We start from the raw sequence: 12,707 nt of genomic DNA on the forward strand, positions 1-12,707 counted from the left end.
GGAAGGGGAAGGGGCGGTGAGGTCAGACCCGGAGGATCTGCGGGCCCAGCAGCGAATACCGGTGGGCTTCGGTCACGGGCAGCCCGGTGTCGGTCACGATCGTCTCGAAGTCGGACACGTCCGCGAACCGGCAGAAGCTGACGGCCCCGAACTTGGTGTGTACCCCGGAGAACACCTTGCGCCGGGACACCCGGACCACCTGCGCCTTGACCTCGCTGACCGCCGGGTCGGGCGTGGTGAGCCCGTACTGCCGGGAGATGCCGTTGGCGCCGATGAACGCCAGGTCGATGACGAAACCGGCGAGCATGTGGGTGGCCCAGTGGTCGACGGTGGCCATGGTGCCGCCGCGGACCCGGCCGCCCAGCAGCAGCACGGTGGTGTTCTCGCGGCCCGCGAGCCCGCTCGCGGTCGCGAGGGAGGCGGTGATCACGGTGAGCGGCCGGTCCCGGGGCAGGGCCTCGGCGATCAGCTGGGGGGTGAAGCCCTCGTCGATGTAGACCGTCTCGGCGTCGCCCAGCAGCTCCGCGGCAGCGGTCGCGATCCGCGACTTCTCGGGTACGTGCATGGTGGTGCGGAAGGCGAGGGTGGTCTCGAAACCGGCGCTCTCCACGGGGTACGCGCCGCCATGGGTGCGCCGGACCAGACCGTGCTGCTCCAGCACGCGCAGATCGCGGCGCACCGTCTCCTTGGACACTCCGAGGTCCGCGGCGAGCTTGCCGACGTCGACGACCCCGGCACGCCGCGCCATGTCGAGGATCTCCCGACGGCGTTCCTCCGCGTCCACACCGCATCACCTGCTTCTTCTTCGGGCTTGGCGAGAAGTTTTACAAGCACGCAACCGGAGTGGCCAGGCTTGGCACGGGACAGATCCTGACCGGATGTGCCCGTTTCTTTAACGTTATCTCAGCAGGTCAGATCGGGTGGGTGAAGGTGTGGCGAGGATCGCGGACGCCTGGGTCGGCGCGGGGCGTGCCCGTTTGCCGCCCGTTTCCGAAAAGATGGCCGAAAGGAAGCCCGATCGGGCGTGATCAAGGTCTAGGGAAAGCCCGTTCGGACATGTGTTAGGCCCGTGGGCCACGCCGTCGGCAGTCCCTACGCCGCCGGCAGCCCCGAGGCGTCGAGGATGCGGCTCGCCACGTTGACCGAGTCGACCAGTGGATGCAGCGCGAGGGCGCGCAGGGCCGCGCTCCGGGCGGCGGCGGTGCCACCGGACCCGGCCGCCCCCATCGCGTCGGCCGCCTCGATCGTCGCGCGTTCGACCGCCTTCAGCGACAGCATCAGCCCGAGCTGGTCCGCCGCCACCGCGCCGGTGGCCATCGGGCGCGCCCCGCCCGCGTCCACCAGGCAGGGCACCTCCACCACCGCGTCCGCGTCAAGACCGGGGACGGCCGTGCGGTTGCCGACGTTGAGGATCAGCGTGGTGCGCTCGTCGCGGGCGATGGCCCGCATGAGGGCCAGCGCGATCCGGTCGTAGCCGCCGCCGTCCAGATCGCAGGAGTCGCGCTCCCAGCCGCCGCTGGCCTCCCGGCTCGCGGCCAGGTAGGTGGTCTCGCGCTCCAGCCGGGTCCGCTCCCAGGCCGCGAGCGCCCCGCCGCCGGCGGTGCGGGCCGTCTCGTAGAACCGGGCCTGCTGCTCGCGCAGGAACTCCCCCCGGGTGGCCGGGGCCTGCCGGATGGAGGCCACCGCCTCGCGGTTGAAGTAGTAGTAGTGCAGATACTCGTTGGGCAGCGCGCCCAGCGTCCGCAGCCACTCCGCCCCGAACAGCTTGCCCTCCTCGAAGGACTCCAGCGCCCCGGCGTCGGCCAGCAGTTCGGGCATCCGGTCCCGGCCGTCCACCACCACGCCCCGCAGCCAGCCCAGGTGGTTGAGGCCCACGTAGTCGTAGACCGCCCGGTCCGGGTCCGTGCCCAGCGCCCGCGCCGCCCGGCGGCACAGCCCGACCGGCGAGTCACAGATGCCGATCACCCGGTCGCCCAGCACCCGCCGCATCGCCTCGGTGACCATGCCCGCGGGGTTGGTGAAGTTGATGACCCAGGCGTCCGGCGCCACGGTGGCGACGCGCTCGGCGATCCGCGTCGCCACCGGCAGGGTGCGCAGCCCGTACAGCACCCCGCCCGCGCCGACCGTCTCCTGCCCGAGGACGCCCTCGGCGAGCGGGATCCGCTCGTCGCGGGCCCGGCCCTCGAGGCCGCCGACCCGGATCGCCGAGAACACGAAGTCGGTGCCGCGCAGCGCGTCGTCGAGGTCGGTGGTGGCCCGCACCGCGGGCGGGGCGGGACGGTCGGCCGGATGCTCCTTCGCCTGCTCGGCCAGGACCGCGCCGATCGCGTCCAGCCGGCGGGGGTCGGTGTCGTACAGCACCAGCTCGGTGCAGCGCCCGGCCTCGTCCCCGGCGTCCTCCAGCAGCGCCCGGTACACCAGCGGCAGCCGGAAACCGCCGCCCCCCAGCACGGTCAGCCTCATACGGTCATTACCTCCACATCGGCCGCGCGGAACACTTCGAGCGTCGCCGGGTCGGATGTCTTGTTGGTGATCAGGGTGTCGATCTCCTGCGGGCCGCAGATCCGGGCCAGCCCGGTCTCGCCCGGGAACTTGCCCGCGGTGACCAGCAGGACAACCTCGCGGGCCGAGCCGAGCATCGCCCGCTTCACGGGCACCTCCACATGGGTGCTGTCCAGCACGCTGCCGTCCGCCAGCACCCCGCTCGCGCCGAGGAAGAGCCGCCCCACCCGCAGCTGGCGGAGGTTGGACTCGGTGAGGAAGCCGACCACCGAGCGGTAGTTGGCGCGCACCTGCCCGCCCAGCAGGATCAGCGTCACCTCGGGGTCGTCGCGCAGCTCGTCGTAGATCGCCAGATTGCTGGTCACGATGGTGACCGGACGGCCGCGCAGCAGCCGGGCGAGATGGAGCGTGGTGGTGCCGATGTCCAGCAGCAGCACATCGCCGTCCGCGACCAGCTCCGCCGCGCGCCGGGCCACGTCCGCCTTCTCCTCCGGCTCGTCGACCGCCACCTCGCCGAACGGGCGCTCCTCGTCCGGGGTGGCGGCGGCCACCGCGCCGCCGTAGACCCGGGTCAGCCTGCCCGCCCGGCCCAGCTCGGCGAGGTCCCGGCGGGCCGTGGCCTCGCTGACCGCCAGGCGCTTGGCGATCTCCCCGATCGGCAGCACACCCTCCGCGCCGAGGATGTCCAGCAGCTTCTCGTGGCGGGTCTCTCGCAGCATGGTGGCAACGTACTCCACCTGAGCGACTCTGCGCGAGTATGACCGACCTCTTGCACAACGCCACGCCGAGGTGCATGGTGTCGCTCAACCGACGTCACGACGAACGAGGAAAGGCGCGCCGGTGAGCCCCACGTCCGCAGCCCCCGGTCCGATACAGCCGATCGACCCGCTCGCCGCGCTGCGCACCCCCGCCGACCCCGAACACGACGTCTACCTCACCGGCACCGTCTTCCTGGACATCATCTTCACCGGCCTCGACCACGCCCCGGTGCGCGGCACCGAGTCCTGGGCCCGCGGCATGGGCTCCAGCCCCGGCGGCATCGCCAACATGGCCACCGCCCTCGCCCGGCTCGGCCTGCACACCACCCTCGCCGCGGCCTTCGGCGCCGACATCTACGGGGACTACTGCTGGGAGAGCCTGGAGCACGACGAGGGCGTCGACCTCACCCACTCCCGGCGCGTCCCCGGCTGGCACTCCCCGGTCACCGTGTCCATGGCGTACGAGGGCGAGCGCACCATGGTCACCCACGAGCACCCCGCCCCGCCGCCCGCCACCCGCCCCGCGCCGCCCCGCTCCCGGGCCTGCGTGACCGCCTACGAGCCGGGCCGCCAGGAGGACTGGGTGCGCCAGGCGCACGCCCAGGGAGCCAAGATCTTCGCCGATGTCGGCTGGGACGAGTCCGGCCGCTGGGACCTGGCCACCCTCCCCGACCTGCCGTACACCCACGCCTTCCTCCCCAACGCCGCCGAGGCCCAGCGCTACACCCGCACCGAAACGCCCGAGCGGGCGGTGCGCGCCCTGGCCGAGCTGGTGCCCATCGCCGTGGTCACCAGGGGCGCTGAGGGCGCCATCGGCATCGACTCGCTCACCGGGGAGAGCGCCGAGGTGCCGGGCCTCGCCGTGGAAGCGCTCGACCCCACCGGCGCGGGCGACGTGTTCGTCGCCGGTTTCATGACCGGAACGCTCGCGGGCTGGCCGCTCGCCGACCGGCTGGCCTTCGCCAACCTCACCGCCGCCCTCTCCGTCCAGCACTTCGGGGGCGCGCTCGCCGCGCCCGGCTGGGCCGAGGTCGCCGCGTGGTGGGACCGTACGGCCCGCTCGGGGGACCCCGAACTGGTGGCGCGCCACCGCTTCCTGGACGGCGTGATCCCGGCCGGGGTGCGCGCCTGGCCACGGCTGCGGGCGCTGCCCACCATCGGCTTCCGGGCGGCCGACGCCCGCGGCGCCTGACGCCCGTACGACGCGGCCGCCGCGTACGCCACGCGCAACAGCACGACGCCCGGAGCAACACGACGCCCGCAGACAGGAGAACCGCATGGGATGTCCCCGCAGCGGGGCGCGCCACCGGCCCGTACGCGCGTTGACGGCCGCCCTCGCCTTCGGCGCCACCCTGTTCGCCGCGGGCTGCGTACCCGGCACCGACGGCTCGGGGGCCGCCGGACCCGGGACCGGCGCGGCCACCGCCGTACCCGACCCACGGGCGGCCGGAAAGACCACGCTGACCGTGTGGGACCAGGAGATCCGCGGCGGCACCAACGGCGAAATCACCCAGCTGAACCGGGAGTTCGAGAAGAAGTACCCCAATGTGCGCATCAAGCGGGTGGCGCGGAGCTTCACCGATCTGAAGACCACGCTCAAGCTCGCCGTCTCCGGCAACAACCCGCCCGATGTCATCCAGGCCAACCAGGGCTACCCGGACATGGTCTCCTTCGTACGGGCCGGGCTGCTCGCCCCGCTCGACACCTACGCCGGGATCTACGACTGGAACACCCGCTACCCGAACACCCTCCTCAATCTCAACCGGGTCTCCGCCGACGGCACCGACTTCGGCCGCGGACGGCTCTACGGCATCTCCCAGACCGGCGAGTTCGTCGGCCTCTACTACAACAAGAAGCTGCTGCGGAAGGCGGGGCTGCAGCCGCCGAAGACCTGGGGCGAGTTCACCGCGGGGCTCGCCCGCCTCAAGGAGCGGGGCGAACTGCCCGTCCAGTTCGGCAACCTCGACAAGTACCCCGCGATCCACACCTTCGGGGTGCTCCAGGACCAGTACGCGGCCGCCGCGACCCGGGACACCGTGCTCGGCCGCGGTACCGGTTTCGACACCGCGGCCACCAAGGACGCCGCCGCGACCCTCACCGACTGGATGAGGCACGGCTATCTGCCGAAGGGCGCCAACGGCCTCGGATACGACGACGCGGCCAAGAAGTTCGCCTCCGGTGACGGCGCGTACCTCATGACCGGCACCTGGCTGCTGGCCGACCTCAAGAAGACGATGGGCGACAACCTCGGACTCATGCCCCCGCCGCCCGCGAAGCCCGGCGGCGCCCCCGTCACCACCGGTGGCCAGGGACTCGCCTGGTCCATCACCTCCCGCTCCCGCCACCCCGAAGTGGCCGCCGCCTACCTCGACTTCCTCACCAGCGCACACGCCTCGGACGTCATGACCCGGCACGGTGTGCTGCCGGCCGTCCCCGGCCCGGCCGCGGCCGAGGTCGACCCGGACACCGTCGACGGCCAGATGGTCGACGGCTGGAAGCGGCTCAGCGCCGCCGACGGCCTCGTCCCGTACCTCGACTACGCCACCCCCACCTTCTACGACACCCTCTCCGCCGCCCTCCAGGGCGTCGTCAGCGGCCGGACCTCACCGCAGAAGCTGGCCGCCACCCTCCAGCAGGACTACGGCGCCTTCCTGCGCACCCAGCGGCAGCGCCACGCGGCGGCGGGGTCACGATGAAGGCCACCGTCCTGGCCAGGGCATACCGCCGTCGGGCGCCCGGTGAGCCGCGCGCCGTCGGCTACCTGTACATCCTGCCCGCGCTGCTGGTGTACGCGGTGTTCCTGCTCTACCCCTTCGGCCAGTCGGTGTGGCTGTCGTTCGTCCACTGGGACGGGCTGACCGTCGCCACCCCGGCCGGATTCGACAACTACCGCGATCTGTTCGGCGACCCCGCGCTGCGCGCCCCGTTCGCCCACGCGCTGCTGCTGCTCGTGTTCTACTCGGCCCTGCCGGTGGCCATCGGGCTGCTGCTGGCCGCCGCGATGTCCCGGGTGCGGATCCACGGCATGACCTTCTTCCGCACCGTGCTGTTCCTGCCGCAGGTCCTGGCGCTCATCGTGGTCGCCGTGGCCTGGCGGTCCATCCTCGCCCCCGACGGGCTGCTCAACGACACCTTGCGCGCGGCCGGTCTCGGCTCGTTCGCCCGCCCCTGGCTCGGCGACTACACCTGGGCGCTGCCCGCCGTCGGGGTCATCGGCACCTGGGTGGGCACCGGGCTGTGCGTGGTCCTCTTCCTCGCCGGGGTCCAGCGCATCCCGCGCGAGCTGTACGAGGCGGCGCGGATCGACGGCGCCGGGCCGGTCCGGGAGTTCCTCGCCGTCACCCTCCCGGGCCTTCGGCCGCACATCGCGGTGGCGCTGACCCTGACCATCGTCGCGGGCCTGCGCAACTTCGACCTCATCTACGTGACCACCAGCGGCGGCCCCGGCAACGCCACCTCCGTACCCGCCTACGAGGTGTACCACCGGGCCTTCGAGACCAACCAGGTCGGCTCGGCCGCCGCCGTCGGCGTGGCCCTCACCGTCCTGATCTTCGCCCTGACCGTCACGGTGTCCCGGCTCGTGGAAGGGCGGCGGGCATGACCACACGCCTGGAACGCGGCGCCACCTATGCCCTCCTCACCCTGTTCGCCGTCCTCTCACTGATCCCCGTCGTCGGCATCCTGTCCACCGCCTTCGGCTCGCAGGGCTCCCTGGACACCGGGTTCTCACTGCCGCGCGGCGGGCTGCACTGGGACAACTTCGCCGACGCCTGGAGCCGCGGCCACTTCGGCACCTACCTCGGCAACTCGGTGCTGGTCACCACGGCCGTGGTGGCGGCCACCACCGTGCTGGCCGTGCTCGCCGCGTACGCCTTCGGGGTGATGCGCTTCCCCGGCTCCACCCTGCTGTTCTACCTCTTCGTGATCGGGCTGACCCTGCCGCAGGAGGCCCTGGTCGTCCCGCTCTACTTCGATCTGCGGTACGCCGGACTCACCGACACCTACTGGGCGTTGATCCTTCCGCAGACCGCCCAGTCGCTGGCGTTCGGCGTGTTCTGGATGCGGACGTACTTCCGGGGCAGCGCACGGGCGGTGATCGAGGCGGCCCGGATCGACGGGGCGAACAGCTGGACCACGCTGTGGCGGGTGCTGGTCCCGATGGGCCGTCCGGCGATCTCCACCATGGTCGTCATCACCTTCATGTGGACATGGAACGAGTTCCTGATGGCGCTGGTGATGGTCAGCGACGAGGCCCATCGCACCGTCCCGCTCGGCCTCGCCTTCTTCCAGGGCCAGCACAGCTCGGACGCGGCGCTGCTCGCGGCGGCGTCGGTGCTGATCGCGCTGCCGGTGGTGGTCGTCTACGTGGCGCTCCAGCGCCGGTTCATCGAGGGCATGCTCGGCGGCGCGGTCAAGGAGTAGCCGTCGCGGTGCCGGTTCAGAGCGCGGGCGTACGGCTGACCGCGCCGCTCAGCCGGTCGACGGCGCGGGCGAAGGCGATGGCGTCGTGGACCGCCGCCCCGCCCGTGTCGTTGTTGAAGTACGCGTAGACGTCGGCCTCGCCGGGCCAGGCGTCATGGACCCGGCGCGCCCAGGTGGCGAGCGCCCGGCCGCCGTAGCGCGGCGCGGGCGAGGCGCGGCCGCCGTGGAACCGTACGTACCCCCACCCGGCGGTCCGCCACAGCGGCGCCGCCGGGCGCGAGCCCACATCGGCCCAGCACAGCGCGGCGCCGTGGCGCTCCAGCAGCGCCCGGACCTCCCCGGTCCACCAGGAATCATGGCGCGGCTCGACCGCGACCCGGGTACCGGCCGGGAAGCAGGCCAGGCAGGTGTCCAGCAGGGCGGGGTCGGCCCGCAGGGTCGGCGGGAGCTGGAGCAGGACCGGGCCCAGCCGGTCGCCGAGCCCTTCCGCGTGGGACATCAGCCGCGCCACCGGCTCCTTCGGGTCGCGCAGCCGCTTGATGTGGGTGAGATAGCGGCTGGCCTTGAGCGCCATCACGAACCCGCCGGGCGTGCGGTCGCGCCAGGTGGCGAACTGATCGTGCTCGGGAAGCCGATAGAACGCGTTATTGCTCTCGACCGTGGCGAAGCCCCGGGCGTACTCCTCCAGCCACAGCCGCTGCGGGCAGTCGGCGGGGTAGAGGACACCGCGCCAGTCCTTGTACTGCCATCCCGAGGTGCCGACCAGGACGCCCATGCCTGCTCATGCCTCGCCCGGATGCCACGCCGGCCACTGCCCGGGCCGGTCGGCCCAGTGGACCTGATCCGGGTCGTCGAGGTCGATGCCGGGGAAGACCTGCCGGACGCGCGGTGCGAACTCCTCCCTTTCGAGTGGTTCACACCCCACGCCGCGGATCCGCACCCGTCGATAGCGGCTGTCGGACGCGAATGATTCGACGAAGACGGGGTAACCGGAATCGTCCCGGTTTGTGGCGTGCTCCATATCTCCAGGGTGCCGGAGCCGCCGCCGGTTCGCGGCCCGGGATGCCGGGGGAGCGACGCGAAGGAGAGGATTCGGTGCCGGGAGCGAGCGATGATCTTCACTGACCGGGTGGACGCCGGACGGCGGCTCGCCGAGCGGCTGCGGCCGCTGGCCGAGGAGAAGCCCGTGGTGCTGGGGCTGCCGCGGGGCGGGGTGCCGGTCGCCTTCGAGGTGGCGCGGGCGCTGAACGCACCGCTGGACGTGATCATCGTCCGTAAGCTCGGCGTCCCCTTCCACCGGGAGCTGGGCTTCGGTGCCATCGGCGAAGGCGGGGTCCGGGTCGTCCACGAAGCGATCATCCGCATGAGCCGGGCGGACGAGGAGGAGATCGCCGAGGTGGAGCGGACCGAGCAGGCCGAGCTGGCCCGGCAGGCGCGTCGCTTCCGCGGCGACCGGCCGCGCATCCCGGTGGAGGGCCGTACGGCGATCATCGTCGACGACGGGATCGCGACCGGCGCCACCGCACGGGCCGCCTGCCGGGTCGCGCGGGCCCAGGGCGCGGCCCGGGCCGTCCTCGCCGTCCCGGTGGCGCCGCCCGACGCGGTCGCCTCGCTGCGCGAGGACGCGGACGAGGTGGTGTGCCTGTCCGCGCCCCCGGACTTCTCCGCGGTCGGCGAGTGGTACGAGGACTTCTCCCAGACCGGCGACGCCGAGGTGATGGAACTGCTGACCAGGTCGACCGGACAGCGCGGGGAGGCGCATCCTGGAAGGTGACGCAGGAGGTGATCGTGATGGAGACGATCGTGGGATGCGACATCGAGATGGAGTTCCGTGAGATCGGTCCGCTGACCGAAGCGGTGATCCGGCTGCGGATGCACGACGGCACCGAGATGCTCGCCCAGGGCCGCGCGAACCGGAACCCCGACGACCCGGCACAGCCGCGGGTCGGCGAGGAGATCGCGGCGGCGAGGGCACTGAGCAACCTGGCCCACCGGCTGATCGGCAAGGCGGGCGGCGACATCGAGGAAGTCACCCACAGCAAGGCTCACCTGGTGATGTGAGCCGACGCTCCCAGGCGGCCCCGGTGGCTCCCGGGCCGCCGGGACGCGGGTGGATTCCGGGGTCCGGAATTGCCGGGGAATGCGATCAATGTTCCGGCAGACATAAGGGCGTCCAGGCGGGGAAGGGGGAGCCAAAAGAGAGCCGATACGACCCGGGGAGGTCGATCATGGCGCAGCGGAACGACACCACGACGCCCAGGCCCCGGCGGTCCCGGCCATGGCACTTATGCGCGCTGTTCGCCGGCGCGCTGGCCATGGCGACCGCCTGTGGCACCGGCACCGCAGACCAGGGGGCAGCGCCGCACGGCGCGTCCGGCCCATCGGACGGCGGTAGCGCGGCCGCCTCGTCCGTCGCACAGTCGACGGCGCACACCGGGCGCACGGCGCCGCCCGCGTCGCACCCCGCGTCATCGCGCCCCGCGACCCACCCCGTCACCCGGTCCGCGTCCGTCTCCTCCTCGGCCGCGGGGGCCAGCACGACGGCCTCGCGCCCGGGCGCCCAGCGCGTCTGCCCCACCGAGCAGCTTCGTCTCACCGTCGGACGCAAGGACGTGGGCGCGGGGAACGTCTACATGCCCCTGGTGCTCACCAACAAGTCCACCGCCACCTGCACCCTCACCGGCTTTCCCGGCGTCTCGGTGCTGGACTCCGCGGGCTCCGCGATCGGCGGCCCCGCCACCCGGCGCGGCGCGTCGCGCGCCACGGTCTCCCTGCCGCCGGGCGCCAGCGCCTCCGCCATGCTGCACACCCTCAACGAGGGCACCACGGACACGCCGTGCCGGCGCGCCCCCGACCGCATCCGGGCCTACCCGCCGGACTCCTTCACCTCCATGACCGTGCCGGCGCACTCCTTCCGCGTGTGCGGTGGCGTGTTCGAGGTCGAGTCGGTCCACTCCGGGAAGGGCGCCTGACGCTGGCCGTGTTCACCCTTTCGCAATCAATAGGGGTAGGTCACCATAGGGATGCCTCACGTGAGTCGGTGTGGAACGTCCGGAGGAGGACGGTGTCATGGAGCGAGTCGCGACCGAGGTCGAGACGGAGCTGCTGGACCTTTCGGGAGCGACACTGGAAGACCTCGACCGGGATGAAGGGATCGCCGCGGTGGCGCTGCGGCTGATCGGCGCCGTCCGGAACCCGGCGACGGCGGCCAGCGCCTCCGATGCGGGGCAGAGTTGCGGGAGTTGACCGACTCCCGCCACCACTTATCGGCGCTGTGCCTCACCGAGCTGGCCGCGGGGTCGGGCAGCGCGTCATCGGTCGCCGAGCTGAGATCCGGTCAGCGCAGCCGTGCGATGCTGCTGTTGCGCGCCCTGGTCGACGTGGCCGCCACGCATCCCGCCCTTCCCGGCCCGCTGCCGCCCGCCGGGGACGCATGGCGGCTGCTGATCCGCGCCGAGCGCCGCTCCCCGGCCGCCGTGGAGCGGCTGTTGCTGCATCCGCAGACCGGGGTGTGGCTGAGCCGGTGTCTGCGGCAGCTGCGCGGTCAGGAACCGGCGGACGCGCCGCTGTGGAGCGAGACCGGCTATCTGTACGCGGTGGCGGCCTCGGCCGCCCTCCTCGCGGGCATCGACTTCCGCATCGCGGTCCTGGTGCGCGACGGCGGGGTGATGCTGCCCGCGCTGGGCTTCACCCTCGTACCGGACCCCGCCACGGACCTCGCCGAGGTCGTGCGGACGGCGACGGGGACGGCGGCCGTGGTGGCCGGGCCGCACACGGTGCCGCTGCCCGCTTCCGGCTTCGCGGAGGACGCCCCCGGGTGGCTCGGGCTCAGACGGCTGCACGGTGAGCACCGAGGACACATCTGCTCGCCGTTTCTCGACGATGTCGACCCCTACCGGGACTTCTTCCGCCGCAGAGCGCCGGACCGGCTCACCGACGACGCGTGGAAGCACTGGCAGGAACGTTTCGCGGGCGCCTGGCGGCTGGTCGCCGGGCAGCGCAACGTGGACCCGTCGGGGATCGCCGCCTGCGTCGCCTCTGTGGTCCCCGTACCGTACGCGGCCCACCCCGAGCCGTTCAGCGCCTCGTCCCCCGAGGCGCACGGCTGCGTCCTGATGAACGGGCCGCTGGACGAACCGGATCTGGCCGCCGCGCTGGTGCACGAGGCCCAGCACATCAAGCTCAGCGCCCTGATGGATCTGGTGCCCCTGATCGAAGGGGGACGGGAGGAGGTCCACCACGCGCCCTGGCGGCTGGACCCGAGGCCGCTGCGCGGACTGCTCCAGGGGGTGTACGCGTTCCTGGGGGTGACCGGCTTCTGGCAGGACCGCCTGCACCGGACGGAGGACGGACCCGCCAGGGACACCGCCGCGTTCGAATTCGCCCTCCGCCGGGAGCAGACCGCCCACGGGCTGGAGACGCTGCGCACCCACGCCGAACTGACGCCCCTGGGCAGGAGCTTTCTCGACCAGGTGGCGGAGCGGCTGGCCGACTGGCTCGCCGAGCCGGTCCCGTCCGTACCCCGGCGGCTGGCAGCGGAACTGGCCGTCGACCACCGGCTCGTGTACCGCATGCGCCATCTGCGGCCCGAACCCGAGCAGTTGGCCGGGTGGGTGCGGGCCTGGCGGACGCGCGGTACGCCTCCCCGGAAGTTGCCCGCCGCCTTCGTCGAGTCCGCCGCGACGGAGACCGTGCCTCGGACGGCACTCGCCAGGCTCCGGTTCACCGCACCGGAGCGGCTGCGGGGGCGGGAGGGCGGCGAAGCGGACGGGGCCGATCTCGCCTGGGCCAGGGGCGACCGGGCGGCCGCGCTGCACGGCTACCGCGGCCGACTGGCCCGGGACCCGGACGATGTCGCGGCCTGGGCCGGGCTCGTCCTCACCCTGCCGGACGGCCCGGCCAGGACGGCGATGCTCCGCGCCCCGGAGGCCGTCCTCGCCGTCCACCGCGCGCTGCGGAACTCCGGCGGCGCGGCGCCCGATCCGGTCGCGCTGGCGGCCTGGATCGGGAGCGCCCTCTGAGGGC

The 12,707-nt window shown here is 72.8% G+C and carries 13 protein-coding genes and 1 pseudogene; 9 read left to right on the plus strand and 5 right to left on the minus strand.

Annotated features, from left to right (window positions below):
* Window positions 1-22: 22 nt before the first annotated feature.
* From ACH4TL_RS19115 to ACH4TL_RS19125, 3 genes are all read right to left on the minus strand, one after another.
* A complete protein-coding gene (locus ACH4TL_RS19115) occupies window positions 23-784 on the minus strand; it encodes a DeoR/GlpR family DNA-binding transcription regulator (RefSeq protein WP_398315521.1) in 762 nt (253 codons plus the stop codon).
* A gap of 308 nt (window positions 785-1,092) precedes the next feature.
* Entirely contained in the window at window positions 1,093-2,463 is a 1,371-nt protein-coding gene (locus tag ACH4TL_RS19120; protein ID WP_398315523.1) for a 6-phospho-beta-glucosidase, read from the minus strand.
* Complete coding sequence (locus ACH4TL_RS19125) at window positions 2,460-3,221, minus strand: DeoR/GlpR family DNA-binding transcription regulator (RefSeq protein WP_398315525.1); 762 nt, start codon at window positions 3,219-3,221, stop codon at window positions 2,460-2,462. Before ACH4TL_RS19125 ends, ACH4TL_RS19120 begins: the two co-directional genes overlap by 4 nt.
* A gap of 121 nt (window positions 3,222-3,342) precedes the next feature.
* Here ACH4TL_RS19125 and ACH4TL_RS19130 point away from each other — a divergent pair, with 121 nt between their 5' ends.
* From ACH4TL_RS19130 to ACH4TL_RS19145, 4 genes are all read left to right on the plus strand, one after another.
* Window positions 3,343-4,452, plus strand: coding sequence for a carbohydrate kinase family protein (locus tag ACH4TL_RS19130; protein ID WP_398315527.1), 1,110 nt, complete (start codon window positions 3,343-3,345; stop codon window positions 4,450-4,452).
* A gap of 85 nt (window positions 4,453-4,537) precedes the next feature.
* Window positions 4,538-5,956, plus strand: coding sequence for an extracellular solute-binding protein (locus tag ACH4TL_RS19135; protein WP_398315529.1), 1,419 nt, complete (start codon window positions 4,538-4,540; stop codon window positions 5,954-5,956).
* Window positions 5,953-6,861, plus strand: coding sequence for a carbohydrate ABC transporter permease (locus tag ACH4TL_RS19140; RefSeq protein ID WP_398315531.1), 909 nt, complete (start codon window positions 5,953-5,955; stop codon window positions 6,859-6,861). The genes ACH4TL_RS19135 and ACH4TL_RS19140 overlap by 4 nt, the downstream gene beginning before the upstream one ends.
* Entirely contained in the window at window positions 6,858-7,682 is an 825-nt protein-coding gene (locus ACH4TL_RS19145) for a carbohydrate ABC transporter permease (protein ID WP_398315533.1), read from the plus strand. Before ACH4TL_RS19140 ends, ACH4TL_RS19145 begins: the two co-directional genes overlap by 4 nt.
* Before the next feature lie 16 nt (window positions 7,683-7,698).
* Here the strand turns inward: ACH4TL_RS19145 and ACH4TL_RS19150 are convergent, their stop codons facing one another.
* Entirely contained in the window at window positions 7,699-8,457 is a 759-nt protein-coding gene (locus ACH4TL_RS19150; RefSeq protein WP_398315535.1) for a DUF72 domain-containing protein, read from the minus strand.
* 6 nt (window positions 8,458-8,463) lie between these two features.
* The gene (locus ACH4TL_RS19155) at window positions 8,464-8,703 is read right to left on the minus strand and encodes a hypothetical protein (protein WP_398315537.1); all 240 of its coding nucleotides are present in this window, start codon (window positions 8,701-8,703) and stop codon (window positions 8,464-8,466) included.
* A gap of 90 nt (window positions 8,704-8,793) precedes the next feature.
* Between ACH4TL_RS19155 and ACH4TL_RS19160 the strand changes: the two are divergent.
* The 5 genes and pseudogenes from ACH4TL_RS19160 to ACH4TL_RS19180 all read left to right on the plus strand — a co-directional run.
* Window positions 8,794-9,435, plus strand: a pseudogene (locus tag ACH4TL_RS19160) (phosphoribosyltransferase); the annotation flags it as partial.
* Between the two features lie 38 nt (window positions 9,436-9,473).
* Window positions 9,474-9,743 carry a DUF1876 domain-containing protein gene (locus ACH4TL_RS19165; protein ID WP_398315539.1) on the plus strand — a complete coding sequence of 90 codons (270 nt, stop codon included), beginning with the start codon at window positions 9,474-9,476 and terminating at the stop codon, window positions 9,741-9,743.
* Window positions 9,744-9,910: 167 nt separating this feature from the next.
* Window positions 9,911-10,654: a DUF4232 domain-containing protein gene (locus tag ACH4TL_RS19170; protein WP_398315541.1), complete on the plus strand. Its 744-nt coding sequence runs from the start codon at window positions 9,911-9,913 to the stop codon at window positions 10,652-10,654.
* Between the two features lie 97 nt (window positions 10,655-10,751).
* Window positions 10,752-10,928, plus strand: coding sequence for a hypothetical protein (locus ACH4TL_RS19175; RefSeq protein WP_398296789.1), 177 nt, complete (start codon window positions 10,752-10,754; stop codon window positions 10,926-10,928).
* Window positions 10,925-12,703: an HEXXH motif domain-containing protein gene (locus ACH4TL_RS19180; protein ID WP_398315543.1), complete on the plus strand. Its 1,779-nt coding sequence runs from the start codon at window positions 10,925-10,927 to the stop codon at window positions 12,701-12,703. The genes ACH4TL_RS19175 and ACH4TL_RS19180 overlap by 4 nt, the downstream gene beginning before the upstream one ends.
* Window positions 12,704-12,707 lie beyond the last annotated feature (4 nt).

It is taken from the genome of Streptomyces sp. NPDC021115, assembly GCF_044333065.1.
In the GTDB taxonomy this organism is placed as follows: Bacteria; Actinomycetota; Actinomycetes; order Streptomycetales; family Streptomycetaceae; genus Streptomyces.